Source organism: Microbacterium candidum, assembly GCF_030315975.1.
GTDB lineage: Bacteria > Actinomycetota > Actinomycetes > Actinomycetales > Microbacteriaceae > Microbacterium > Microbacterium candidum.
This window is the reverse complement of record NZ_JASXSZ010000003.1, coordinates 400095-424105: the sequence shown is the minus strand read 5'-3', so window position 1 is coordinate 424105 and position 24011 is coordinate 400095. Positions and strand designations below refer to the sequence as shown.

At 71.0% G+C, this 24011-nt stretch carries 23 protein-coding genes; 12 read left to right on the top strand and 11 right to left on the bottom strand.

Translation table 11 applies throughout. The annotated features are described in order from the left end of the window. Positions 1-118: 118 nt before the first annotated feature. The gene (gene glgX / locus QSV35_RS11440) at positions 119-2209 is read right to left on the bottom strand and encodes a glycogen debranching protein GlgX (protein ID WP_286288879.1); all 2091 of its coding nucleotides are present in this window, start codon (positions 2207-2209) and stop codon (positions 119-121) included. An 85-nt stretch (positions 2210-2294) separates the two neighbouring features. Here glgX and QSV35_RS11435 point away from each other — a divergent pair, with 85 nt between their 5' ends. Further along, on the top strand, positions 2295-3443 hold the full coding sequence (locus QSV35_RS11435; protein ID WP_286288878.1) for a cysteine desulfurase family protein: 1149 nt from the start codon (positions 2295-2297) through the stop codon (positions 3441-3443). 50 nt (positions 3444-3493) lie between these two features. Then, the gene (locus QSV35_RS11430) at positions 3494-5137 is read left to right on the top strand and encodes an FAD-dependent oxidoreductase (RefSeq protein ID WP_286288877.1); all 1644 of its coding nucleotides are present in this window, start codon (positions 3494-3496) and stop codon (positions 5135-5137) included. 14 nt (positions 5138-5151) lie between these two features. Here QSV35_RS11430 and QSV35_RS11425 read toward each other — a convergent pair whose 3' ends face one another. Together QSV35_RS11425 and QSV35_RS11420 are read right to left on the bottom strand one after the other, a co-directional pair. Further along, positions 5152-5907, bottom strand: coding sequence for a YidC/Oxa1 family membrane protein insertase (locus QSV35_RS11425; RefSeq protein WP_286288876.1), 756 nt, complete (start codon positions 5905-5907; stop codon positions 5152-5154). 88 nt (positions 5908-5995) lie between these two features. Continuing rightward, a complete protein-coding gene (locus tag QSV35_RS11420) occupies positions 5996-6337 on the bottom strand; it encodes a DUF6412 domain-containing protein (RefSeq protein WP_286289104.1) in 342 nt (113 codons plus the stop codon). 90 nt (positions 6338-6427) lie between these two features. On the opposite strand from QSV35_RS11420, the gene QSV35_RS11415 reads away from it, so the two are divergent. The 3 genes from QSV35_RS11415 to QSV35_RS11405 all read left to right on the top strand — a co-directional run bounded on the left by QSV35_RS11415 (position 6428) and on the right by QSV35_RS11405 (position 10114). Next, positions 6428-8542: a RecQ family ATP-dependent DNA helicase gene (locus tag QSV35_RS11415; RefSeq protein ID WP_286288875.1), complete on the top strand. Its 2115-nt coding sequence runs from the start codon at positions 6428-6430 to the stop codon at positions 8540-8542. Positions 8543-8608: 66 nt separating this feature from the next. Next, the gene (locus tag QSV35_RS11410; protein WP_286289103.1) at positions 8609-9691 is read left to right on the top strand and encodes an NAD(P)-binding domain-containing protein; all 1083 of its coding nucleotides are present in this window, start codon (positions 8609-8611) and stop codon (positions 9689-9691) included. Positions 9692-9745: 54 nt separating this feature from the next. Then, positions 9746-10114, top strand: coding sequence for a hypothetical protein (locus QSV35_RS11405; RefSeq protein ID WP_286288874.1), 369 nt, complete (start codon positions 9746-9748; stop codon positions 10112-10114). A 19-nt stretch (positions 10115-10133) separates the two neighbouring features. Here QSV35_RS11405 and QSV35_RS11400 read toward each other — a convergent pair whose 3' ends face one another. The 5 genes from QSV35_RS11400 to QSV35_RS11380 all read right to left on the bottom strand — a co-directional run bounded on the left by QSV35_RS11400 (position 10134) and on the right by QSV35_RS11380 (position 14820). Further along, positions 10134-10892 (bottom strand): FAD:protein FMN transferase, encoded by a 759-nt coding sequence (locus QSV35_RS11400; protein WP_286288873.1) that lies wholly within the window; start codon positions 10890-10892, stop codon positions 10134-10136. Beyond that, positions 10889-11404 carry an FMN-binding protein gene (locus QSV35_RS11395; protein ID WP_286288872.1) on the bottom strand — a complete coding sequence of 172 codons (516 nt, stop codon included), beginning with the start codon at positions 11402-11404 and terminating at the stop codon, positions 10889-10891. Before QSV35_RS11395 ends, QSV35_RS11400 begins: the two co-directional genes overlap by 4 nt. Position 11405: 1 nt before the next feature. Then, entirely contained in the window at positions 11406-12776 is a 1371-nt protein-coding gene (locus tag QSV35_RS11390) for a ferredoxin reductase family protein (protein ID WP_286288871.1), read from the bottom strand. A gap of 72 nt (positions 12777-12848) precedes the next feature. Beyond that, the gene (locus QSV35_RS11385; RefSeq protein WP_286288870.1) at positions 12849-14156 is read right to left on the bottom strand and encodes a DUF6114 domain-containing protein; all 1308 of its coding nucleotides are present in this window, start codon (positions 14154-14156) and stop codon (positions 12849-12851) included. Positions 14157-14226: 70 nt separating this feature from the next. Continuing rightward, entirely contained in the window at positions 14227-14820 is a 594-nt protein-coding gene (locus QSV35_RS11380; protein WP_286288869.1) for a DUF6230 family protein, read from the bottom strand. 141 nt (positions 14821-14961) lie between these two features. On the opposite strand from QSV35_RS11380, the gene QSV35_RS11375 reads away from it, so the two are divergent. Further along, a complete protein-coding gene (locus QSV35_RS11375) occupies positions 14962-15576 on the top strand; it encodes a TetR/AcrR family transcriptional regulator (protein ID WP_286288868.1) in 615 nt (204 codons plus the stop codon). Here QSV35_RS11375 and QSV35_RS11370 read toward each other — a convergent pair. Both QSV35_RS11370 and QSV35_RS11365 read right to left on the bottom strand, forming a co-directional pair. Then, a complete protein-coding gene (locus QSV35_RS11370; RefSeq protein WP_286288867.1) occupies positions 15566-16609 on the bottom strand; it encodes an FUSC family protein in 1044 nt (347 codons plus the stop codon). The genes QSV35_RS11375 and QSV35_RS11370 overlap by 11 nt on opposite strands. 39 nt (positions 16610-16648) lie before the next feature. Beyond that, entirely contained in the window at positions 16649-17032 is a 384-nt protein-coding gene (locus QSV35_RS11365; RefSeq protein WP_286288866.1) for a DUF3054 domain-containing protein, read from the bottom strand. A 145-nt stretch (positions 17033-17177) separates the two neighbouring features. Between QSV35_RS11365 and QSV35_RS11360 the strand changes: the two genes are divergently transcribed. The 5 genes from QSV35_RS11360 (at position 17178) to QSV35_RS11340 (ending at position 22577) form a co-directional block, all read left to right on the top strand. Next, on the top strand, positions 17178-17345 hold the full coding sequence (locus QSV35_RS11360) for a hypothetical protein (RefSeq protein WP_286288865.1): 168 nt from the start codon (positions 17178-17180) through the stop codon (positions 17343-17345). A gap of 13 nt (positions 17346-17358) precedes the next feature. Then, entirely contained in the window at positions 17359-18018 is a 660-nt protein-coding gene (locus tag QSV35_RS11355; protein WP_286288864.1) for a PH domain-containing protein, read from the top strand. A 179-nt stretch (positions 18019-18197) separates the two neighbouring features. Beyond that, positions 18198-19649: a 30S ribosomal protein S1 gene (rpsA, locus tag QSV35_RS11350; protein ID WP_286288863.1), complete on the top strand. Its 1452-nt coding sequence runs from the start codon at positions 18198-18200 to the stop codon at positions 19647-19649. Positions 19650-19740: 91 nt separating this feature from the next. Beyond that, the gene (locus QSV35_RS11345) at positions 19741-21429 is read left to right on the top strand and encodes a sensor histidine kinase (RefSeq protein WP_286288862.1); all 1689 of its coding nucleotides are present in this window, start codon (positions 19741-19743) and stop codon (positions 21427-21429) included. Further along, positions 21426-22577 (top strand): hypothetical protein, encoded by a 1152-nt coding sequence (locus QSV35_RS11340; protein ID WP_286288861.1) that lies wholly within the window; start codon positions 21426-21428, stop codon positions 22575-22577. Before QSV35_RS11345 ends, QSV35_RS11340 begins: the two co-directional genes overlap by 4 nt. A gap of 16 nt (positions 22578-22593) precedes the next feature. On the opposite strand, the gene QSV35_RS11335 is transcribed toward QSV35_RS11340, so the two are convergent. After that, the gene (locus tag QSV35_RS11335; RefSeq protein WP_286288860.1) at positions 22594-23322 is read right to left on the bottom strand and encodes a response regulator transcription factor; all 729 of its coding nucleotides are present in this window, start codon (positions 23320-23322) and stop codon (positions 22594-22596) included. Positions 23323-23402: 80 nt separating this feature from the next. Between QSV35_RS11335 and coaE the strand changes: the two genes are divergently transcribed. Next, positions 23403-24002, top strand: a complete 600-nt coding sequence (coaE, locus tag QSV35_RS11330) for a dephospho-CoA kinase (RefSeq protein WP_286288859.1) — start codon at positions 23403-23405, stop codon at positions 24000-24002. Positions 24003-24011: the final 9 nt, after the last annotated feature.

The following is a 24011-nucleotide window of genomic DNA, read 5'->3' as shown; positions in this document are numbered from 1 at the left end:
GGCGCCGTCGTGGTGCGCTCCGTCTCCCATTCGACCGCGGGGCGGACGGGGATCGGGATCGCGCTGCGCCAGGGTTTCGACGAGGTCGGGCTCACGTGTCGAACATAGCGCGGGAGCGTTACGCGGAGACGTCGACGCGGAACAACGTCATCGAGGTCGGCGGCATGTGGACGGTGTCGCCGGCGCGGAGGGCCGGGGCATCCATCGCGGGTCGCTCGTCCGCGCTCGACCACAGGGGCACGAACTCGGCGTCGTCGAGGTCGGGCAGCGTCACATCGATCGGGCTCTCCATGCCGTGTACGACGAGGAGGATGCGGTTGGGCGCCTCCACTTCGGGCGTGGACTCGGCGACGTACTGCAGCGTCCGGTGCGCGGGGCTGTTCCACTTGTCGATCGACATGGTCTCGCCGTGCTCGTCGTACCACTCCATGACGGATGCCGACGGCGTGTGCTCGCCGAGGCGCGCGAACCGGATCGGTCGCAGCGCCGGATTCTCTCGGCGCAGACGCGTGAGCGTGCGCACGTGCTCGAGGAGGTCCTCCTGCCACGGCGCGTGGTCCCAGGACAGCCACGTCAGGGTCGAGTCGTGGCAGTAGGCGTTGTTGTTGCCGCGCTGAGAGCGGCCGACCTCGTCCCCGGCGGTGATCATCGGGACGCCCGAGGAGAGCAGGAGCGTGCCGAAGAGGTTGCGCATCGCCCTGCGGCGCGTGGCGAGGATGCGCTCGTCGTCGGTCGGGCCCTCGGCACCGTGGTTGAAGGAACGGTTCGTGTCCGTGCCGTCGCGGTTCTGCTCGCCGTTGCCCATGTTGTGCTTGACGTCGTACGAGACGAGATCGCGCAGGGTGAATCCGTCGTGCGCGGTGACGAAGTTGATGCTCGCGAGCGGGCCGCGCTCGACGCTGAAGGTGTTCGCAGACCCGGCGAGACGGTGGGCGAACCCGCTGACGCCGTCGGGTGCGAAGCCCGCGCGTCGCGCGTAGTCGATGTCGCTCAGCCAGAAGTTGCGGGCACGGTCGCGGAAGCGATCGTTCCACTCCATCCAGCCGTCGCCGAAGTTCCCGGTCTGCCAGCCGCCCAGTCCGACGTCCCACGGCTCGGCGATCTTCTTGACATCGGCGAGGGCCGGGTCGTCGATGATCGCGCGCAGCAAGGGATGCTCCGGCGTGAACACGTGCTCCGCATCCCGTCCGAGCGTCGTCGCGAGATCGAAGCGGAAGCCGTCGATGTGCATCTCCTGCGCCCAGTAGCGCAGGGAGTCGAGGACCAGGCGCGACGCCGCATCCGTCGACGTGTCGAGCGAATTGCCGCACCCGGTGACGTCGATGTACGCGCCGTCGTCGGTCTGGCGGTAGTAGGAACGGTTGTCGATGCCGCGCAGGCTCGTGCGCGGGCCGCCGATGCCCTCTTCCGCGGTGTGGTTGTAGACGACGTCGAGGATGACCTCGAGGCCCGCCTCGTGAAGGAGCCGGACCATGCCTTTGAACTCGCGGAGGATGCCGTCCGGACCTTCTCGACGCGCCGCTTCGCTGGCGTACGCGGCGTGCGGGGCGAAGAAGCCGAGCGTGTTGTATCCCCAGTAGTTCGTCAGCCCGTGGCGGACGAGGCGCTCCTCGGACGCGAACGCGTGGACCGGGAGGAGCTCGACGCTCGTCACGCCCAGCGAGACCAGATGGTCGATCATCGCGGGATGCGCGAGGCCCGCATACGTGCCGTGGAGCGCCGGGGGGATGAGAGGATGCCGCTTCGTGAGGCCGGTGACGTGGCCTTCATAGATCACGGTGCGATCGAGCGGCACGGCGGGCTTGCGCGAGTCGCCCCAGTCGAAGCCCGTGTCGACCACGACGGAGCGGTACCCGTCGCGGTGGGGCAGGATACCGCGGCCGTAAGGATCGAGCAGCAGGGTCCGCGGATTGAACGTGTTGCCGGGGCCGGTCGGCCCGGACACCCGCAGGGCGTAGGGAACGCCTGGGCGCAGCAGCGGCGTCGTCACCGTCCACACTCCGCCGCCGGCGGGGGAGAGATCGGCCGTCTCGGTGATCCAGTCGAGGTCCAGCTCGTCGAAGACCACGAGCTCGACCGCGTCGGCGTGCTCCGACCACACGCGGAGGGTGCCGACCCCGTCATCGAGCGTCACGCCGAGGTCGTCGAGGTCTCGGCGCAGCAGGTCGGGCGTGCTGGTCGGCTCGGAGGTCTGGGTGGCGGTGGCCATGCCAGTACCCTAACGGCCGCGGGACCGGGTATCGCTCCATGCGGCACTCGGTCCCGCATGCGTCCGGGCGTGCGAAAGTGGAGGGGTGACCGTCTACCTCGACCACGCCGCCACGAGCCCGCTGCGGCCCGAGGCGCGGGATGCGTGGCTGGCGGCATCCGACGTCGTCGGCAATGCCTCTTCGATCCACGGCGGGGGACAGGCGGCGCGCCGTGTGCTCGAGGAAGCGCGCGAGGCGCTGGCCGCCGTGCTCGACTGCGACCCGATCGAGGTCGTCTTCACCTCGGGCGGCACCGAGTCCGTGAACCTCGCCCTGAAGGGCCTGTGGTGGGGGCGGGATGCTGCGACGAACGCGATCGTGCTCCCCGACGGCGAGCACCACGCCACCCTCGACACCGTCGGCTGGCTCACCGCGCACGAGGGCGCGGCCGTCGTTCCGGTCGGTCTCGATGCGGTGGGCCGCATCCGCCTCGACGTCTTCGCCCGCGCGCTGCCGGGTGCCGCTCTCGCGACCGCCCTCGTGGCGAACAACGAAGTCGGCACGGTGAACGACGCGGCGGGTCTCGCGGCGGCGGCCCGGGATGCGGGCATCCCGCTGCACCTCGACGCGGTCGCCGCGCTGGGGCACGTGCCCGTCTCGTTCCGGGCGTGGCAGGGGACCAGCGCGCTGAGCGTGTCGGCGCACAAGATCGGCGGCCCAGTCGGCGTCGGAGCCCTCGTCGTCGGTCGGGCGTCGCATCCGGTCGCACTCCTGCACGGGGGCGGGCAGCAGCGCGGCCTCCGCTCGGGCACCCAGGACATCGCGGGCGCAGCCGCTTTCGCGGCGGCCGCGGTCGCCGCCGAAGGGGAGCGCACAGCGGAGTCGGCGCGCCTGGCGGCCCTGCGCGACCGGCTCGTGGTCGCCGTCCGAGAGGCGGTCCCCGCGGTGCAGCTGCTCGGCGACCCGGATCACCGCCTGCCCGGCAATGCGCATCTGCTCTTCCCGGGCGCGTCGGGGGAGACGCTCCTGTTCCTCCTCGACCAGGCGGACATCTCGGTGTCGACGGGGTCGGCGTGCCAGGCCGGAGTCGCCGAGCCGTCACACGTGGTCCTCGCGCTCGGGAGATCAGAGGCCGATGCGCGGTCCGTGCTGCGGGTCACGCTCGGCCGCACGAGCACCGACGCCGACGTGGACGCGCTCGTGGCTGCGCTCCCGGCGGCCTATGAGCGCGCGCTGGCGTCTGCATCCCGCTGATCGACCGCGGGACGGCCCCTGGTGTCTCCGAGGGTGACTAGCCTGGCCGTGTGACAGCGGAACAGGCACACAACGATCCCGTCCAACGCCCCGTCCTCACCGATGCCCAATGGGCACGGCTGTGCGCCTTCGGCACTCCCGAAGACGTCGAGGCCGGTGACTACGTCTTCCGGTCCGGCGTGCGCGACTATCCGCTGATCCTCGTCGAATCCGGAGAGATCGAGGTCGTACGCGACTCGCTCTTCTGGATCGAGGAGGCGATCATCGCGCACATGGGCCCGCGCACGTTCGTCGGCGAGCTCGGCGTCCTGAACGGACAGGGCGCTTTCCTGTCCGCCCGGGCCAGCGAATCGGGTCGCATCCTCAGGGTCGAGCGCGCCGACCTGAGGCGGCTGATGGCCGAAGACGACGAGTTGTGCGATCTGATCCTGCATGCGCTGTGGGCGCGCCGGGAGTCCCTCCGTCGTGGACCGGCGGCCCTCACCCTGAAGCTCGTCGGGCAGACGGGATCCAGCGAGCTGCTGTCGCTGCGCCGATTCGCGGAGCGGCTCGATCTCGTGCACAAGGCGATCGAGGTCGAGCCCGCCGAGATCCCCGCCTACACCGGCGGGCACGGGATGTCGGCCGACGATCTGCCGGTCGCGTTCATCCAGGGAGAGCCGCTGCTGCACGCGACACCGGGTCTCGTCGCCGAGCGTCTCGGGCTCAGCTACCAGGGCCAGGCCGACGAGATCGTCGACCTCGTCGTCGTCGGCGGCGGTCCGGCGGGCCTCGCCGCCGCGATCTACGGCGCCTCGGAGGGCCTGGAGACGGTGCTGCTCGATGCGATCGCGCCGGGCGGCCAGGCCGCGTCCACCTCGCGCATCGAGAACTTCCTCGGCTTCCCGTTCGGGGTGACGGGTGGGAGCCTCATCGACCAGGCATGCCTTCAGGCGCTGAAGTTCGGCGTGCGCGTCTACGCACCGTGCGAGGCCGTCCGGCTCGAGCGGGTCGGCGATCTCCTCGACATCACGCTCGCCGATGGGCGGGTCATCCGGGCGCGCACCGCGATGGTCACGTCGGGCGCCGCCTACCGTCGCCTGGCGCTCGACCGCTGGGAGGACTTCGAGCGCGCAGGCATCCACTACGCCGCGACGCAGCTCGAACTGCGCCAGGTGATGGAGAGGCCCGTCGTCGTGATCGGCGGGGCCAACTCCGCCGGCCAGGCGGCGCTGTACCTCGCCGCGAACGGATGCCCCGTGCACCTGATCGTGCGCGGGGACGATCTCGGCGTGCGCATGTCGTCGTACCTCATGGATCGCCTGCGAGACGACCCTCGGATCGACATCCACACGGCATCGAACGTGGTGGGTCTCGGTGGCGGCCGAACTCTCGAGAAGGTCACGATCGACAGCGTCGGCGAGGTGGATGCCAGCGGGCTGTTCTGCTTCATCGGCGCCGATCCCGCGACGGGATGGCTGGGCTCGCTCGATCGCGACGACGACGGGTTCCTTCGCACGGGCACGGATGTGGCGGTCCAGACGCTCGAGCACTGGCAGACCCTGGGTCGCGAGCCGCTTCCCTTCGAGACATCGCTGCCCCGCGTGTTCGCCGCGGGCGATGTGCGGCGCGGATCGATGAAGCGCGTCGCCGCGGCCGTCGGCGAAGGATCGAGCGCAGTCGCCTCCGTGCATCGCGCGCTCGCCCTGAGCTGAGCGACACCCCGGCCTCACACCGTCGTCTCGAGCGGGTAGCGGCGCCGCAGGATCACGCGCTGCGCGAGCGTCCACGCCACCGTCGTCGCGAGATAGAGCGCCGCGGCGAGCGGGACGAAGAGCGCGAACACGGCGGTCGTGAACTGCAGCGCGCCGGCGACGCGCGCCATCCCGGCCCCCGCAAGGGGGCCGGCGGCTGCGTCGCCGTCCGACGGGAGGCGGAACGCCCGCCGGGTGAGCTCCGCGACGACCACGATGACGGCGATGACGAGGGCGAAGACGGTGAACGTCGCGGCGGTCGCGGTGCCCGATGCGATCGAGCCCACGACGCTCGCGCCGAGTGGGACCCCGAACAGGTGGTGGGCGAGGAGCGCATTCGGATGCCCGGCGATCGCGGGATGCAGGAACACCGCATACACGATCGCGACGACGGGCGCCTGCGCGAGCATCGGGAGGCAGCCTGCGAAAGGCGACGCCTTCTCGTCTGCGTACAGCTTCATCGTCTCGCGCTGCAGGCGCTCGGGGTCCTTCTTGTGCTTCTGCTGCAGCGCCTTCAGCTTCGGCGCCAGGCGGCTCCTCGTCTGCTCGGCTTTCGCCTGGGAGATCCCGACGGGGATGAGGGCCGCGCGGACGAGCAGAGTGAGGAGGATGACCGCCGTCGCCGCCGCGGCGGCACCGGCGAGGGGTTCGAGCAGCTGCGCGAGCTGCATCAGGAAGGAGTAGGCCGCGCTCAAGATGGCGGCGACGGGTGGGAAGGCGTAGATGTCCAAGGTTCGTCCGTTCGTCCGGATGGCGTTTCGTGGGCGTGCGGCCACGAGGGCGCCGTCGGACGGCCCGAAGGGGACGAACGGCGGACGGCTACGCGGCCAGGGCCGCGAAGCCGGGTGCGCGCGGACGGGAGTGCCCGGGCGCGTCCGGATGCGTCTCGGTCAGGCGCGTCGCATCGCTGATCGCCCGTCGCGGATGCGGGGCAGCGGAGTCGAGCGTCTCGCCGGGAGAGCGCGTGAGGGAGACCGCGACGGCGAGGAGCGCGAGCAGCGCGAATGCCGCCGTCGCCGCCACGAGGGCGAACGCTCCGGCATCCGTCGCAAGTGCCGTGGAGACGAGCTCGAGAACGGTCCGCGTCATCGTCGCGATCGGGGCCACCGTCGCATGGACGAGGTCGAGGAGGAGACGCAGCATGACGCCGATGGATGCCATCACGACGATCTCCTCTCCTCGGATCCATTCAACACCACGTCTGTGGACAACCGCCCTGGCCTGTCGGAGGGATGCGGCAGGGTGGAACGCATGACGGCGACGACCACGACCCGCACCGAGGCCCTCGATATCCTGCGCGCCCTCGTCGGGAGGGACGACGCGGATTTCCACGACGGGCAGTTCGAAGCGATCGAGGCGCTCGTGGACGACAGGAGACGAGCGCTCGTCGTGCAGCGCACCGGGTGGGGCAAGTCCGCCGTGTACTTCGTGGCGACGCTGCTGCTGCGCAGGCGCGGCGCAGGCCCGACGGTGCTCGTCTCACCTCTGCTGGCGCTCATGCGCGATCAGATCGCCGCCGCCTCGCGCGCGGGCGTCCGCGCCGTCAAGATCGACTCGACCAACGCGCACGAATGGGCTGATGTCGAGGAGATGCTCGACCGTGACGAGGTCGACGTGCTGCTCGTCTCGCCCGAGCGACTCAACAATCCGAGCTTCCGCGACGAGCAGCTGCCCCGGCTCGTGGCGCGCATCGGGCTGCTGGTCGTCGACGAAGCGCACTGCATCAGCGACTGGGGCCATGACTTCCGGCCCGACTACCGGCGGCTGCGCGATCTCATCGCCCGCATGCCTGCCGGCGTGCCGGTCCTCGCGACGACGGCGACGGCGAACAGCCGCGTCGTCGCGGACGTCGCCGAGCAACTCGATGCGGGCCTGACGGGGGAGGACGCGGGGGTTCTGACGATCCGCGGTCCGCTGGCGCGCGCCTCCCTGCGACTCGGCGTCCTGCGCCTGCGCGATTCGCCGTCCCGCCTCGCGTGGCTGCTCGGCCACCTGAAAGACCTGCCCGGGTCGGGCATCATCTACACGCTCACCGTCGCGGCGGCGGAGGACACGGCGCGGCTGCTGCGCGAACGCGGCTACGACGTGCGGGCGTACACCGGCCAGACCGACACCGATGAGCGCGAAGAGTCCGAGGCGCTGCTGAAGGACAACAAGGTCAAGGCGCTCGTCGCGACGAGCGCACTCGGGATGGGGTTCGACAAGCCGGATCTCGGCTTCGTCGTGCACCTCGGCGCGCCGTCATCCCCGGTGTCGTACTACCAGCAGGTCGGCCGTGCCGGTCGCGCCACGGCCTCCGCGGATGTGCTCCTCCTCCCGGGGGCCGAGGACCGCGACATCTGGCACTACTTCGCCACGGCGTCGATGCCGGACTGCGAGCGGGCCGAGCGGGTCATCTCCGCGCTGGCGGAGGCGGGTGCGCCTCTGTCGACGCCCGCGCTCGAAGCGATCGTCGACATCCGCCGCACGCCGCTCGAGCTGCTGCTGAAGGTGCTCGACGTCGACGGCGCCGTCGCGCGCGTGAAGGGCGGCTGGGTCGCGACGGGCAGCGCGTGGACCTACGACGAGGAGCGCTACCGGCGCATCGCCGCCGAGCGCCTCGCCGAGCAGGACCACATGATCGAGTACGAGCAGACCGCGGGCTGCCGCATGGAGTTCCTGCAGCGCTCGCTCGACGACCAGACGGCTGCGCCGTGCGGGCGATGCGACAACTGTGCGGGCCCGTGGTTCGAGACCGCGATCGCGGCTGAGGCGACGGATGCCGCGTCCGCGGCGCTCGACCGCGTCGGTGTTCCGATCGATCCCCGCCGCCAGTGGCCGACGGGCGCCGACCGACTCGGTGCGGCGGTGCGCGGGCGGATCCCGGCGGACGAGCAGGCGAGCGAAGGCCGCGCGCTCGCGCGCCTGACCGACCTCGGCTGGGGCGGGCCGCTGCGCGAGCTGTTCGCCGCCGGCGCTGCGGATGCGCCGGTCCCGCCGAACCTCCTCGCCGCGTGCGTCCGCGTGCTCGCCGGCTGGGGCTGGGATGAGCGGCCGATAGCAGTGGTCGCAGTGCCGTCCCGCTCGCGACCACAGCTGGTGGATTCCCTCGCGCGCGGGATCGCCGAGATCGGACGCCTGCCGTTCCTCGGTTTCCTGGACACCGTCGACGGAGGACCCATGGGACAGCCCGGGGGCAACAGCGCGTTCCGCGTGGCCGGCGTCTGGGGCCGGTTCTCCGCGGCGGCGCTCGACGTCCCGTCCGGTCCCGTCCTCCTCGTCGACGACCGCGTCGACAGCGGCTGGACGCTGACGGTCGCCGCCGGGGTTCTCCGTCGCGCCGGGGCGACGGCGGTGCTGCCGTTCGCGCTGGCTCTGCGGGGCTGAAGCCGGCGATCGCGCCGGAGCCCGGGAATGCGAAGTGCGCCGCATCCGTTCGTTCCATGCGTGAGCATGCATCTCGTGGACGTCGTCGTGATCGGCGCGGGCCAGGCGGGCCTCTCGGCCGCGTATCACCTGCGCCGCCGCGGGTTCGTCCCGGAATCCGAGGGCGGCGCGCGCACGTTCGCAGTGCTCGATGCGAACGACGCACCCGGCGGAGCGTGGCAGCACCGCTGGGAGTCGCTCACGATGGCGACCGTGAACGGCATCTACGAGCTGCCTGGCATGCCCGTGCCCCCGGCGGACCCGTCCGCGGCGAGCCGCGACATCCTGCCGCCGTACTTCGCGGCGTACGAAGAGCGCTTCGCCCTCGACGTGCAGCGTCCCGTCAAAGTGAGTGCGGTGCGCCGCGCCGACGACGACCCGGACGGGCGGCTGCTGGTGGATGCCGACACCGGCACCTGGGCCGCTCGCTACGTCATCAACTCCACCGGCACGTGGACGCGGCCGTTCGTCCCCTACGTGCCCGGCGCGCAGGCGTTCCGCGGACAGCAGCTGCACGTCGCGGACTACGTCTCCGCCGAGGAGTTCGCGGGGAAGCGAGTGGTCGTGGTCGGCGCCGGGGTGTCGGCGATCCAGCTGCTCGAGGAGATCTCCCGCGTCGCCGAGACGGTGTGGGTGACCCGCCGCGAGCCCGCGTGGATCGAGGAGGACTTCGACGTCCCCGCCCGCCTCGAGGCGCTCGCCGGTGTCGAGGACCGCGTGCGCCGCGGGCTCCCGCCCGGGAGTGTGATCTCCGTCACAGGGCTCCACTGGACGCCGTGGGCGCGCGAGGCGCAGGCTCACGGCATCCTGAACCGCCATCCGATGTTCACGGCCATCGAGCCCGACGGCGTGCGCCTGCCGGACGGTTCCTTCGTCCGCGCCGACGTCATCCTCTGGGCGACGGGGTTCCGGGCCGCGATCGACCACCTCGCGCCGCTGCGCCTGCGGACGTCCGCCGGAGGCATCCGTGTGGCCGGCGGCCGCGCGATGGACGAGCCGCGGCTCTTCCTGATCGGCTACGGGCCGTCGCAGTCGACCGTGGGTGCCAACCGCGCCGGGCGGGATGCGGTGCGCGCCATCGTCGCGGAGGAGACGGCGGTCGCCGCGTGACTCACGCGATCCGGGTGAAGAGCCGGGACCGCGTGCTCCACTAGGCTCCTGTCCATGGCTTCAACCCAGCGAAAGGAAGAACCCCACGGCGGCGTCCTCAGCGAGGACACCGGTCACTCCGGGATGTGGGGATTCCTGATCGGCATCATCGTCGCGGCGTTCATCGCCGTTCCGCTCTCGGCTGCGGTCGCGTTCGCGACCCACCCGACCACGCAGGCGATGTTCGGCGTGCATCTGAAGAACGCCAGCTCGGGCGGCTACGCGGCGTTCTGGTGGACGGTGGCGCTGTTCCTGCTCGCGCTTCCCTTCCTCATTGGGTTCGGCGTGGCGAAGCTCTCGGGGCGCACCCTCGGCATCATCGCCGGGATCGTGATCCTGTTCATCATCGCGTTCGTCATCCTCGGGCAGCTGTTCCTGTTCTGAGGCTCGGCGGCAGCTGACGTCACGCGGTCTCCACCGAGACCTCGACGCCCGCGAGTCCGCGGCGGATCCGCCCGTCGTCGGCGACGAGCAGCACGCTGCGGGCCGCCGCGGGAAGCGGCGCATCGAAGCCCGCGACGACGGATGCGGTGGCCCACACGTCCGCGACTTCGAGCGTGTCGGCCACGACGGTCGCACTGGCGACGCCGCGGACGGGACGACCTGTCCGCGGGTCGAGGATGTGCGCACCCCGCTCGGCGGTTCCCGAGGTCGCGATCGCTCCGCTTCGCAGCGGCACGGTGGCCAGTACGGTGCCCGGACGGTGCGGATCGGCGATGCCGATCGACCAGGGACGGTCGAGGTCGTCGTGGGTGAACACGAGGACGTCCCCGCCGGCGTCGATGCCGATCCCGGCGATCGCTTCGCCGTCGATGAGAGGCTCCAGATGCCGCGCAGCGGCGCGGTCGATGCCCCAGCCCTTGACGAGGCCGGTCGGATCGAATCGGCCGTTCCACGCCGCGCTGAACAGTCCGCCGGTCTCGCTCTCGTACCGCGTGCAGCGTTCCGCGACCTCCCGGACGAGCGGATGCGCGTCATCCACCGTCAACGTGCCGTCCGCGATGCGGGAGACGTCGGAGTCGACCCGGAACGGCGAGAAGATGCGGTCGATCTCGTGGAGCTCGGCGAAGAACGCCGCGAGCGCCTCGGGATGCGGGGTGCCGATCGTGTGCACGCTGACGACGGTGCCCCAGACCTCCTCCACGGCCGCGTGCGTGTTCATGCGCGCGCCTGGTCGATCGCGCTCTGCAGGGACGTCGTGTATCCCTCGCTCGTGTAGGTGGCCCCCGAGACCATGTCGATCTGCGCGCTCTGCGCCTGGATCGTCTCGGAGACGAGCTGGGGGATCGCGTACTGGTTGATCTCCTGGTCGCGCGGGTTGTTCTGCGGGTAGTCCACTGCGTCGGCTGCGGTGATCCTCCCCCCGGAGACGGTGATCTCCACCTGCACCGGCCCCCAACGGGTGTCGGTCGACTGCCCCGTGTACGTGCCGTCCTTGAGGGACGAGGATGCGGACCCGCCCGAGCCTGAGGACCCGCTCGAGCCGCTCGAGGCGCTCGAGGACGATCCGGTCGAGGAAGACCCGGTCGACGAGGACCCCGACGACCCGGTCGATGTGCCGCCGGCCGTGCCGCCGCCGGCCGTCGGCGCGACGACGTCGAGCGACGTGCGGTAGCTGAACAGCAGGACGAGCCCCGCGACGGTCGCGAGGACCGCGTACACGATGCGCTTCATGTCAGACCTCGAAGGACTCGGTGTGGATGCGGACGCGGTCCAGGCCCGCGGCGCGGAGATCGGCGGTGACGGCATCCATCCATGCGGGCGGCCCGCAGACGTACGCGTCGTAGGCCGCGAGGTCGGGTGCGACGTACGCGACGAGCTGCGGGCCCGTCCACGCGTCGTGCGTGCGGGGGAACCACGACCGTCCTCGCGGACCGTCGAGGGCGATGTGGCGCAGTCCGCGGCGGGCGACGAGCGCCCGGATCTGCGGGGCGCGCAGGGCGTCGCCCGGTCCGCTGTCGCGGGTGATCAGGACGGCGTCGCCGGGCGCGTACTGCTCCTCCTCGAGGAGCGCGACGAGTGGGGCGACGCCCGCCCCGGCACCGAGCATGAGGAGCTTCGTCCCGACGCGGGCATCCCCGGTCATCGTGCCGTACGGGCCCTCGATGTGGACCCGTGTCCCCGGCCGCAGCCGCGTCAGGCGACCCGATCCGTCGCCGGCGAAGCGGGCGCTGAGAACGAGGTCGCGGCCGGGAGCGCCCGCGAGCGAGAACGGGTGCCCGCGCGTCCAGCCGGGGCCGTCGAGGAAGCGCCACACGAAGAACTGGCCGGCACGCGCCCGTGGCGCCCCGTTCGGGCCGGCGACGCGCACCGAGACGCCCCGATCGCCGTCGCGCTCGACGGACACGACGCGCAGGCGGTGACGGGCCGACCTGATCGCGGGCACGCCGAGTCGGAAGACGAGGACGGATGCGGCCGCCGCGGCCCACAGGGCCCACCAGTACGCCGTGCCGATCGGGGAGGAGAGGAAGTCCGCTCCGGTCCAGAGCTCATGGGGCAGGGCCAGGCCGACGCCCACGTAGGCGTAGAGGTGCAGCAGGTGCCACGACTCGTAGCGCAGGCGCCGCCGCGCGCGGCGGATGCTCGTGACGACGACCAGGACGAGAAGCACGGTGCCTGCGGTCGCGAGGAGCATCGCGGGGTAGTCGACGATGAGCTCCCAGGTCTGCACGATGACGTTGATGTGGGCGGCCGCGGCATAGCCGATGACGATGAGCACGATATGGGCGAGCATCAGCCAGAACGACCAGAAGCCGACGAGCCGGTGCATCCGCGTCATCCCGTCGCGGCCGAACCCGCGTTCGAAGAGCGGGATGCGCGCCATCAGCAGCACCTGGTACAGCAGGAGGTTCGCCGCGACGAGGCCGGTGATGCGCCCGAGCGTCGTGACGCTCTCCGCGTCGAACGCGAGGAGGTCGCGGATGCCGCCGCCGGCGATCCAGAGGGCGGCGACGAAAAGGCTCGTCAGCCAGATGACCGCCACGGCGCTCAGGTGCCACGCCTCGCGCGTGCGCAGGGCCCGGGGGCGGCCGGTGAGCGTCGTCATGCGACGAGTCTCGTCGGCCGTCCTATGCGGATCCTATGGCGGTGATGCAGGCGTGCTGTACGGCGCGGCGGGCTACTGCGGCGTGATGTGGGAGGCCGTGAGCGTCTGCGCGCCCGCGTCGAAGTACACGAGCTCGACCGTGACGTCGGTGAAGGGCGGCATGGGGAAGTCGACCGGCGGCGGCGAGGAGATGTCCCAGTGCAGCGGAAGGATCCCGAAGGCCTTGCCCGAGAACGAGGCTGCATAGAAGTGGATGGGGCCCGCGACATCCAGCTGTGACGCGTCGATGCCCGCGCCGTGATGCGCGCCCGAGCCGTGCAGCCGTACGTCCTTCAGGAGGCCCGCGTCGCCGAGGATCTTCAAGGCGGGCACGGTGGTGCCGTCGGGACGGCGAAGCAGCACGGTCTCGACGTACCGGCCGTTGGTCTGCTGCAGGTAGCTCGCGGTGAGGGTCGCCGACTCCGTCGCGACGATCGGCGCGGAGCTGTCGATCGCGACGTTCGGGTCCGCGGTCTGGGGCGCGATGAGTGCCCCCGCCGACGGTGGCACGCCGGGCGGGAGTGTGGGAGTCGGTGTCGGCTGGGGGGCCGCCGCTCCCGGATCGGCGGGCGCAGGGGCCGACGGCGCGCCGGGGGATGCGGGTGCGGCGCTCGTCGCCGACGGGCTCGCGGACGGGGCCGGCGACGGGGTGCCCTCGGGCGGGCACAGGAAGCCGAGGAAGCTGGAGCAGAATCCCGATTCGGCGTGCGCGGGCTGCGCGGGCGCCACGGCGACGAGCCCCGCACCGCCGATCGCGACGGCACCCGCGAGGGCGAGGGTGCGCACGCCCCGGCGACGGGTCCGGCCGGTGTCAGCCGGCCGATCCGCGAAAGGGCGCGGCTCCGCGGGTGCCTCGTCGTCGCGGTTCAGGAGCACCGCGAGGTCGGTGTCGAGATCATCCCCTGCACCGTCGGCATCCGCCGGCGCAAGGGCTGCCTTCGACGGTGCGTCTTCGGTATCGCCATCGTCGGAATCCGCATCGGACGCGCGCGGTCGCATCCACGACAGGGCGACGACCGCGCCCGTGATGCCGAGTATCGATCCCACCATGAAGCCGCCGAGGTTGACGCCCGCGAGGGCGTAGATGGCGATCGCGAGGGTGATGACGCCGTAGAAGATGCGGTGGCCGGGGTCGGCGATCACGAGTGCTCCGAGCGCGACCAGCGCGATGGGGATGATCAGCCCCTGGAAGCCCTCGATGCCGACCTGGACGTGGATGCGCCCGAGGTCCAGCTGCGTCGACAGGAAGATCTCGATGCCGGAGATGACGATGAGCGCGCCCCCGACGAGCGGGCGCGAGCGGTAGAAGCGGGCGAAGCGGGTGCGTGCGCTGGGGTTCACGGTTCCTCGTTCGGTCATGCGGACGGACGGAGAGCGGGGCGTACCCCGCCCTCCGACCGGATCGCGAAGGTCAGTAGCACTCCTGGCCGTTGGTCAGCTGCAGGTGCATCCCCGTGAGGGTGAAGGTGCCGGCGGTCGTGCTCCACGCGGTCTGCTTGAGGTTGTCGATGTCCATCGAGGTGGCATCCTGGGCAAAGTCGCCCGCGGTGCCCTTGGCGCTCGTGATGACGGAGGATGCGTCGACCCCGATGCGGATGTTCTTGAAGGTCGCGTCGCCCTGGAGGTCGGTCATGCCGATCTGCAGATCCGAAGCGGTGGCGGGGTTGCCGCCTCCGCCCGCGTTGATGAGCAGCCCGAGCTTGCCGAGCGGGGTGTCGGCGACGACGGACTGGCAGAGGTTCGCCAGGGATGCCGAGGCGATGTTGGCGATGGCGACCGGGTGGACGGCGCCGCCCTTCTCCTGCGCGACTCCGCTGTACTGCGAGAATCCCTCGCCGTGCAGGTGGGAGGCGCTGATCTTGAACGGCGTCCCGGAGACGGCGAACGACACGGGGACGGCCCCGTAGGCGACGCCGGTCATGAGGGCGCTGACGGCGAGCGTCGCGGGCACGGCCGCGAGCGCGACCCGGCCGCCGCGGGAACGGGTGAGGCGTGACAGCTTCATCGATCTCCTTCGATCAACGGGGGATGCGGCGCGCCGTGATCGGCGGCCATTGCGAGGCTAGAGGTCTTATTGACGGAGTGTCAATAAGCAATTGGCGCGCCGCCAATACGTCGCTGGATCGAGCGACTCTATGCTCGACCCATGGGGCGCAGCAGGCTGAGTTCGGACGAGCGGAGGGCGCAGCTGGTCGCGCTGGGGGTCGCGGCGCTCGCCGACCGTCCGCTCGAGGACCTGACGACCGAGCTCATCGCCCGCGAAGCAGGCGTGTCGCGGGGACTGTTCGCCTATTACTTCGGATCGCGCGACGGATTCCATCGCGAAGTGGTGCGGACCGCGGGGGAGGCGCTCCTGCACGCGACCGAGCCGCGCGGAGAGCTCGGCCCGGTCGACCGCCTGCGCGACACGCTGCTGCGACTCGTCGCGTTCGTCCAGGAGCACCAGGGGACGTTCTTCTCGCTCGTGCGCGGTACGGCCAGCGGTGACGACGAGGTGCGCGAGATCGTGGAACGCGTCCGCGAGGTCGAGACGGAGCACGTCATGACGGTCGTCGCCGAGCTCGGCGTCCCCGACTCGACGACACTGCGGATCACCCTGCGATCGTGGGTCGCCTTCGCCGAGCAGCTGCTCATCGAGGGTGTCATCACGAACCGGATGGACAGCGGCGTCCTCGTCGACCTCCTCGTGCGCAGCCTCTTCTCACTCGTGGTCACGGTGGAGCCGGAGCAGGCCACGGCTCTCTCCGGATTCATCCACTGACGTCGGCGGCCCGCTCGGTGAGCGCCTCGTGGATGCGGCGCAGATCCTCCAGCAGTGCGCCCACCAGGAGCCAGTGCTCCGGAGGCCGGCTGACGACGAGGGGACGGGTCAGGGCGGGGTCCTCCGCCTCCACCGTGAGATCGTCAGCCGTCGCGCCCGGCAGGTCGCGCCGCACGTCGTGCGCCGCCCGGCGGAGCTGGGTCGCGATCGCGCGCAATGCGGGGTCGGCGGGCACGCTCTGCTCGTAACGGTCGTAGACGGCGCGCGTCATCCCGATGATCTGCGTGGCCATGGGGCCGTACAGGGCGAGCCGGTCCGCGGTCGCCGACAGGTCGATCCGCCGCTTCGCTCCGCGCGGATTCAGCGCGAGCGAGTCGGTCGCCGCCAGGATCGCCTTGTCCGCCGCATCCTTCATCGGACGCATGAGGCGCGCCTGCAGCAGCATCTCATCGAGCTGCACCCGCGTCTTCGCCGTGTCCAGGGCGTCGGCGAGGCGCTCGAGCGACGACGCCAGTTCGCCGCCCAGACGGTCGACGGCGTCGCGGGCGGGGGAGACCTGCAGCGGCGGCACGATCGCGATGTTGACGAGGAACCCGACGACGGCGCCGATCAACGTCTCCACGATCCTGTCCACCGCGTAGCCGGGCGTCGCGGTCCCGAGCGCCAGCACGAGCATCGCGCTGATCGCGACCTGGTTCGAGGTGCCCGGGGTCATCTTCAGCGCCCACGCGAGCAGAAGGGCGACGACGATCGACGCGAGGATCACCCACGTGCCGCCGCCGAACGCGATGCCGAGGAGCGACGCGACGAGGACGCCCGCGATGACGCCGACCGTGCGTTCGATCGCCTTGGCGAGGGACTGGTTGAGACTCGGCTGGACGACCAGCAGGGCCGCAATGGCCGCGAAGACGGGCAGTGCTCCGTGCACGAGCCACGATGCCAGCAGCCATGCGGCGATCGTCGCCACCGCCGACTTGCCGACTTGGAGGAGGGGTGCGCGCCCGGGCGCGCGGATCGCTGCGGCCATGCCCATACCGCGAGCGTACGGCGCGCGGTGGGCGCGCCGAAGAAGCTACGCGGCGGCGCGTCCGGCGCGACGTCGCGTGAGCAGGCGCGCCGCGAACCGCCAGCCCACGAGGAACACGAACAGCACGACGGATGCGACGATCACGAACGCGAGGACGACCCCCTGGCCGCTGATCGCGCGCAGCAGCATGCCGCCGGCCACGGTGACGGCCCACACCGGGATGCCGGTGCGCACGGGCGCGAGCGGTGCGCGCCACGCGAGCGAGACGAGCCATCCCACCGCGAGCGCGACGAGGAACGGCCATGCGGTCACGAAGAGCCCGGACAGCACCTCCTCCTTGTGGCTGGCCCGCCCGATCGCGGCGAACACCACCACGAGGACGGCGTCGGCGGCGAAAGAGAGGAGGACGGTGCGGAGGGGATGACGCATCCCTCCATCATCTCAACCGACGAACCGGCATCACGGCGCGCCGCGTGTCTGGCGGATGCGTCGGGGTGCACCCGGTATAAATAGAGATTGCGTTCTGGGGGGATCGCTGTGCACCGACGGGGACTCGACCGGGAAGGAACTCGCCGTGAAGATCATCAAGCGCATCGCCATCGTTTTCGTCGTCGCGTTCGCGCTGTTCTTCGTCGCGACCCGTCCGCAGGAGGCCGCAGCGGCGGTCCAGGGCGCGGTCGGCATCGTGTGGGGTGCGGGACAGGCCGTCGTGCACTTCTTCTCCTCGCTCGCGGCCTCTTGACCGAGGACGCGCGATGATCGACGTCGACCCGCGCACGCAGAAGCACCTGATCTCCGACCAGGGCGAGATCGTCATCGACGAGGTGCGCAAGCACTGGGCTGCGCTCGTGAGCGCCTGCCTCGAACTGGTGGCGGGCCTGCTGGTCGCGTGCCTCGCGCTGGCGATGCCGAAGCTCTGGTGGCTTCCGGTGCTCGCGGGCGCGGCCCTCGTCCTGCACGCGGGATGGCGCATCCTCGATCGACGGCGCGACACCTTCGTCATCACGAACATGCGGGTGTTCCGCATCCACGGGATCCTCGCCGAGCACATCGCGACGATGCCCCTCTCGCGCATCCTGGACATCTCGGTGGACAAGCCGTTCATCGGACGCATCTTCGGCTACGGTCACTTCGTCTTCGAATCGGCGGCGCAAGACCAAGGGCTGCGCGACATCCGGTACGTCGGGCGGCCCGATGAGCGGGGCCTGACGATCCAGCGGGTCATCGCGCAGGCGGGTCTGCGCGGGATGGCGGGCCGTTTCGCCGGCCACGGCACCGGAACCCCCATGGTTCCGGCCGCGACGCCTGAGCTCGCCTACGACACCACGCCCTTCGACCCGATCACGCCGTTCGAGTCGGTCAAGCCGTACGACCCCGACAACACATCGACCGATCCGATCCGCCTTCCGCGCTGAGCGCTCTCACCGCCGCAGCGGGAACATGGAAGGGGCCCGCCGGGTTCTGATAGTCTTGAGTGTCACTCGTGGCGGCGGTTCGGCGTGCGCGGGTGACGAAATCACGAAATCCACCTGCTCCGCCGTGCTGTCGTGCGCGCGCGGGGCCCGACAAAACCATCCAAGGGACTACCCACTACATGACTACCGCAACGACCGCCCCGGCCACCAAGCAGGTCGCGATCAACGACATCGGCTCTGCTGAGGACTTCCTGGCCGCGGTCGAGAAGACCCTGAAGTTCTTCAACGACGGCGACCTGATCGAGGGCACCGTGGTGAAGATCGACCGCGACGAGGTCCTCCTCGACGTCGGCTACAAGACCGAGGGCGTCATCCCCTCGCGCGAGCTTTCCATCAAGCACGACGTCGACCCGAACGAGGTCGTCAAGGTCGGCGACCACGTCGAGGCGCTGGTTCTCCAGAAGGAGGACAAGGAAGGCCGCCTCATCCTGTCGAAGAAGCGCGCCCAGTACGAGCGCGCCTGGGGCGACGTGGAGAAGATCAAGGAGAACGACGGTGTGGTCACCGGTCAGGTGATCGAGGTCGTCAAGGGCGGCCTCATCGTCGACATCGGCCTGCGCGGCTTCCTGCCCGCGTCGCTCATCGAGCTGCGCCGTGTCCGCGACCTCACGCCGTACCTCGGCCAGGAGATCGAGGCGAAGATCCTCGAACTCGACAAGAACCGCAACAACGTCGTGCTCTCGCGCCGCGCCCTGCTCGAGCAGACGCAGTCCGAGTCGCGCACCACGTTCCTCAACAACCTGCACAAGGGCCAGGTCCGCAAGGGCGTCGTCTCGTCGATCGTCAACTTCGGCGCGTTCGTCGACCTCGGCGGCGTCGACGGCCTCGTGCACGTCTCCGAGCTCTCGTGGAAGCACATCGAGCACGCTTCCGAGGTCGTCGAGGTCGGCCAGGAGGTCACCGTCGAGATCCTCGAGGTGGACCTCGACCGCGAGCGCGTCTCGCTGTCGCTGAAGGCCACCCAGGAGGACCCGTGGCAGGTCTTCGCGCGCACGCACGCGATCGGCCAGGTCACCCCGGGCAAGGTCACGAAGCTCGTTCCGTTCGGTGCGTTCGTGCGCGTCGCGGACGGCATCGAGGGCCTCGTCCACATCTCGGAGCTCTCGGGCAAGCACGTCGAGCTCGCCGAGCAGGTCGTGTCGGTCGGCGAAGAGGTCTTCGTCAAGGTCATCGACATCGACCTCGAGCGTCGCCGCATCTCGCTGTCGCTCAAGCAGGCCAACGAGTCGGTCGACCCGTACGGCACCGAGTTCGACCCGGCCCTCTACGGCATGGTCACCGAGTACGACGAGAACGGGGAGTACAAGTACCCCGAGGGCTTCGACCCGGAGACCAACCAGTGGAAGGAAGGCTTCGACGAGCAGCGCGAGAAGTGGGAGCAGGAGTACGCCGCCGCCCACGCGCGCTGGGAGGCGCACAAGGCCCAGGTCGCCAAGACCCTCGAGGCCGAGGCGAACAACGTCGGCGGCGCCGACGTGCCGTCGTCCTTCTCGAGCGACTCGACCCCGGCCGGCACGCTCGCCGATGACGAGGCTCTCGCGGCTCTCCGCGAGAAGCTCTCGGGTCGCTGAGTCCAGCCGAACCGCACAATGCGGGGCCGGAGCCTTCGGGCTCCGGCCCCGCGTCGTTCATCCGAGGCGTTGCGCGCGGTACCGTCATCCCATGACCGCGGTGACCGACCATGCAGATGCGTCCGCGCGCGCATCCGTGCGAACAGGGCGCCGACCGCCGGTGCTGCCGGATCGCACCCGCAGCCGCGCGGCCGTGCTGAATCAAGGTCTGCTCGGGAGCGTCGTGCTCGTGCTCTCCGCCATGGTGGCGTTCGGCACGTTCCCGGGGGACGGGACGCTGTTCTTCGCCGGGGCGCTCATCGTCTTCGGCGCCCTCGCCGCGGCCCTCCTCGTCCCGTGGGACCGGCTCCCGTACGGATTCATCGCCGTCATCCCGGCGATCGACGTCATCGCGATCACCGTCATGCGTGTGTCGAGCCCCTCGTCCCGGCTCGGGCTGCTCTGGGTGTTCCCCACCATGTGGATCGCGGCCGGCTTCGGACTCATGGGCATGTTCGGCGTCATCGCCGCGGTCTGCCTGCTCTTCTGGGCGACGCTCGCTCTGCAGCAGAGCGGCGATCTCACGTACGACAACGTGCTGCTTCCGCTGATCGTGCTGGCGGTCGGCGTCACGAGCTTCCTCACCGCGCGGCGCACCGCGGCGCAGCGGACGCTGCTGGCCACGCAGGCACAGCTGCTCAGCCGCGTGCTCGAACGCACCCGCCGGCAGGAGCAGGAGGTGACGGAGGTGTTGGATGCCGTCGACTTCGGCGTCGTGCGTGTCGGGGCCGACGGGTCGACGGCCGTCGCGAACGACGCCTACGGGCGGCTGACCTCCGTCGAGGCGGACGATCCGCAGGAGGACGGACCGCCCGCGTTCCGCGAGGACGGCGAGACGCCGGTGCCGGCCGGAGAGCTTCCCCTGGAGCGCGCCGTCCGCGGCGATGCGTTCGACGACGACGTGGTCTGGTTCGGAGCTGCCGGGTCCGCGCGTCGCGCGCTGAGCGTGTCGGCTCGCCGCCTGACCGACGACGCGGGCGCGGATGCGGGTGCCGTCGTCGTCTCGCGCGACGTGACCGCCGAGCTCACGGCCCTTCGCGCACGCGACGAGCTCGTGGCATCCGTATCGCACGAGCTGCGGACGCCGCTCACGTCGATCCTCGGCTACCTGGAGCTCGCCCTCGACGACGACGGGCTTCCCGGCGCCGCCCGCGGGAGCCTGGAGATCGCCGAGCGCAACGCCGAGCGGCTGCTCGGCATCGTGGGCGACATCCTCGCCGCCTCGAGCGGCTCACCCGCGACGGCGCTGTCGATCTCGCCGCGGCCACTCGATGTGTCGGACATCGCGCGCGCCTCGGCCGAGTCGCTGTCGCCGCGCGCGGGGGAGCGAGCTGTGACGCTCGACGTCGCGGACGTCGTCTCGGCGCCCGCCTACGCGGATCCGCTCCGGCTCCGTCAGGTCGTCGACAACCTCATCGCCAACGCCATCACGTACAACCGGGACGGCGGCGCCGTGCACATCGGCACGACGAGCGACGGCGTCTCGACCTGGCTCGTCGTGCGCGACACGGGGGTCGGGATCCCGGACGACGAGCAGGAACGCGTGTTCGAGCGGTTCTATCGGGCTCAGGGGATGCGCGGTCAGCGCCGCGGCTCGGGGCTCGGCCTTGCGATCAGCAGGGACTTCGTGCGTGCCCAGGGGGGCGATCTGACACTGCGCAGCACCGAGGGCGTGGGGTCGACGTTCGTCGTGCGCCTGCCCGTGGGCGCACCCACGAGCGTAGAGGAGGACGGGCGATGATCGATGCGGGTTCAGCGGCCGTGATGTCGGCGCTCGTCGTGATCGTATGCGCGGTGGTGTTCATCGCAGGCGCCCTGGTGCGCCGCGACGACCGCGCGGGGGCGATCTGGTCCGTGGCGTACATCGGCGCCGTCGTGACGACGATCTCCTATGCGCTGTGGGCGGAGTACCCGACCGTGGTCTGGCTCATCGCGGTGGGCGACGCCGCTTTCGTCGCGGGCACGGGATGCCTCTGGCTCGGCGCGTGCCGATTCAACGGCCGCTCGATGCTCTGGCGGACGGCCCTCGTGCTCATCGCGACCGGGGGCACGGTCGCCGCGGTGCTGGCCGAGCGCCCACGCGCCGACGGCTGGCAGGGCGCTCTGGTGATGTTCGCGAGTCTCATCCTGCTCGCGGCGGCGGGAGCGATCGAGAGCCTGCGCGGCGAACTGCTCCGGCGCAAGCCCGCGTGGAGTCTTGCCTTCGTCCTCGCCCTGCAGGCGCTCTACTACATCTCGCGCACGACGGCCTTCCTCGTGGTCGGTCCGGACAGTGCGCTGTTCACGCAGTGGTTCGGCACCGTGACGACGAGCGTCGTGCTGGTGATCCTCATCATCGTGGCGACGGTGTCGACCTCGGTGCTCCTGGCCGAGCGGTCGCCCGAGCGCGCCCCCCTGACCGCGGTCGGGGAGGAGGACGAGATCGTCTCTGCGGCGGCGTTCGACGCGGCTCTGCACGGCGTGGCCCGCCGCGCCTCCTGGCGCCGCGAGCTCGTCGTCGTCGTTTCGGTGCGGATCGACGATCTCGAGCAGATCTCGACGGCGTTCGGCGGAGATGTCGCGCAGGCCGTGGTGCAGGCGTGGCGCGCAGCCGTCCGCCGCTACGCACCGGCCGCGGCGATCGTCGGCGTCGACGGGGAGACGGGGATGGTGGTGGCATACGTCGCCGAGTCGGCGTCGGACGCCCGCCGCCGCGCATCCGTCGTCTACCGCGGCGTCTTCGACGAACTCGGGCGCGTGAGCGGGGGAGTGATCCCGGTGCTGGGGGTCGGGGTCGGTCTCAGCAGCGCCGCGGGCTACGACGCCGAGGCACTTGTCCGCAGTGCGCGGGATGCCGCCCGACGGGCGTCCGCGAGCGTCGAGTCCTCCGTGCTCATCGGCGGCGCGTGACGGGCACCGCCACGGCTCAGCCCGCGGAGGTGCGGTAGCCGACGCCTCGCACCGTCTCGACCCAGCGGGGGGCCGAGGGGGCGTCGCCGAGCTTGCGCCGCAGGTTCGCCACATGGACCTCGATCGCGCGCGCGTCATTGTCGCCGACATAGGCGGTGGGGTCGTCCTCGCCGCGGACGAGGAGTGCCAGGCGGGACTTCGACACCACCCGTCCGCCGGCGCCGAGCAGCTCGACGAGGATGTCGAACTCGCTGCGCGTCAGATCCACGTCCTGCCCGTCCGCCACGACGAGCCGCATCCCCGGGTTCACGCGCAGTCCGTCATGCTCGATCCACTCCGGAGCGGCGGGTGTCGCGGACGTCGCATCCGGCTGGACCCGCGGCCGGCGGAGCATCGCGTCGATGCGGGCACGGAGCTCGCGCGGGCGGAAGGGCTTCGTGATGTAGTCGTCGGCGCCGGATTCCAGCCCCTGAAGGGCATCGATCTCCTCGGTGCGCGCCGTCAGCATCACGATGTACGTGGGGCTGATCCGCCGGATGCGCCGTGCGGCTTCGAATCCGTCCATGCCCGGGAGGCCGACGTCGAGGGTCGTCACGACCGGATCGTGTGTCCGGACGAGGTCGATCGCCTCGACGGCCGTGCCCGTGCTGTGGACTGCGAAGCCCGCCTGCTCGAGCACCGCGCTCAGCAGCGATCTGATGTCCTCGTCGTCCTCCACGACGACTGCCACCCGCGCGCCGTCCACTCCCTGAGCCTCCCCGGCCGACCGAATATCCGTCATGATAGCCCGCACGGTCGGATCTCGCGGCGTGGCATGCTCGAGTCATGCCGCTCATCGCCCTCACCGGAGGCATCGCCTCGGGCAAATCGACGATCGCCCGCCGTCTCGCCGAGCACGGTGCCGTGGTCGTCGACGCCGACGGGATCGTTCGGGAGGTCCAGAGCGCAGGTTCCCCCGTGCTGCGGCAGATCGCGGCCGCCTTCGGCGACGGGATGCTGCGCCCCGACGGCGAACTCGACCGCGCTGCGCTCGGGGCCGTCGTGTTCGGCGATACGGCCGCGCTGGCGCGGTTGAACGGCATCGTTCATCCCGCTGTGAAGCTCGAATCCCATCGCCGCTTCACCGCCGCGTTCGACGCCGACCCGGGCGCCGTCGTCGTGTACGACGTCCCTCTCCTCGCGGAGGCCAGAGCCGGCGATCAGTGGGATCTGGTCGTCGTCGCGCATGCGCCCGCCGACGTGCGCGTCGAACGGCTCGTGCGCCTGCGCGGGATGACCGAGGGTGAAGCGCGTGCGCGCATCGCCTCGCAGGCCGACGACGACGTGCGCCTCGCTCTTGCGGACGTTGTGATCGACACCTCGGGGTCGCTCGCAGAGACCGTCGCGCAGACGGACGTGCTGTGGGAGCAGCTCGCACGACGCTGACGACCGCCC

Bases quoted from the DNA above. Each gene is read 5' to 3' on its own strand.
- glgX (WP_286288879.1), bottom strand. From the start codon at position 2,209: ATGGCCACCGCCACCCAGACCTCCGAGCCGACCAGCACGCCCGACCTG.
- QSV35_RS11420 (WP_286289104.1), bottom strand. From the start codon at position 6,337: ATGGCATCCATCGGCGTCATGCTGCGTCTCCTCCTCGACCTCGTCCAT.
- QSV35_RS11415 (WP_286288875.1), top strand. From the start codon at position 6,428: ATGACGGCGACGACCACGACCCGCACCGAGGCCCTCGATATCCTGCGC.
- QSV35_RS11410 (WP_286289103.1), top strand. From the start codon at position 8,609: ATGCATCTCGTGGACGTCGTCGTGATCGGCGCGGGCCAGGCGGGCCTC.
- QSV35_RS11405 (WP_286288874.1), top strand. From the start codon at position 9,746: ATGGCTTCAACCCAGCGAAAGGAAGAACCCCACGGCGGCGTCCTCAGC.
- QSV35_RS11400 (WP_286288873.1), bottom strand. From the start codon at position 10,892: ATGAACACGCACGCGGCCGTGGAGGAGGTCTGGGGCACCGTCGTCAGC.
- QSV35_RS11395 (WP_286288872.1), bottom strand. From the start codon at position 11,404: ATGAAGCGCATCGTGTACGCGGTCCTCGCGACCGTCGCGGGGCTCGTC.
- QSV35_RS11390 (WP_286288871.1), bottom strand. From the start codon at position 12,776: ATGACGACGCTCACCGGCCGCCCCCGGGCCCTGCGCACGCGCGAGGCG.
- QSV35_RS11380 (WP_286288869.1), bottom strand. From the start codon at position 14,820: ATGAAGCTGTCACGCCTCACCCGTTCCCGCGGCGGCCGGGTCGCGCTC.
- QSV35_RS11375 (WP_286288868.1), top strand. From the start codon at position 14,962: ATGGGGCGCAGCAGGCTGAGTTCGGACGAGCGGAGGGCGCAGCTGGTC.
- QSV35_RS11370 (WP_286288867.1), bottom strand. From the start codon at position 16,609: ATGGGCATGGCCGCAGCGATCCGCGCGCCCGGGCGCGCACCCCTCCTC.
- QSV35_RS11365 (WP_286288866.1), bottom strand. From the start codon at position 17,032: ATGCGTCATCCCCTCCGCACCGTCCTCCTCTCTTTCGCCGCCGACGCC.
- QSV35_RS11355 (WP_286288864.1), top strand. From the start codon at position 17,359: ATGATCGACGTCGACCCGCGCACGCAGAAGCACCTGATCTCCGACCAG.
- rpsA (WP_286288863.1), top strand. From the start codon at position 18,198: ATGACTACCGCAACGACCGCCCCGGCCACCAAGCAGGTCGCGATCAAC.
- QSV35_RS11345 (WP_286288862.1), top strand. From the start codon at position 19,741: ATGACCGCGGTGACCGACCATGCAGATGCGTCCGCGCGCGCATCCGTG.
- QSV35_RS11340 (WP_286288861.1), top strand. From the start codon at position 21,426: ATGATCGATGCGGGTTCAGCGGCCGTGATGTCGGCGCTCGTCGTGATC.
- coaE (WP_286288859.1), top strand. From the start codon at position 23,403: ATGCCGCTCATCGCCCTCACCGGAGGCATCGCCTCGGGCAAATCGACG.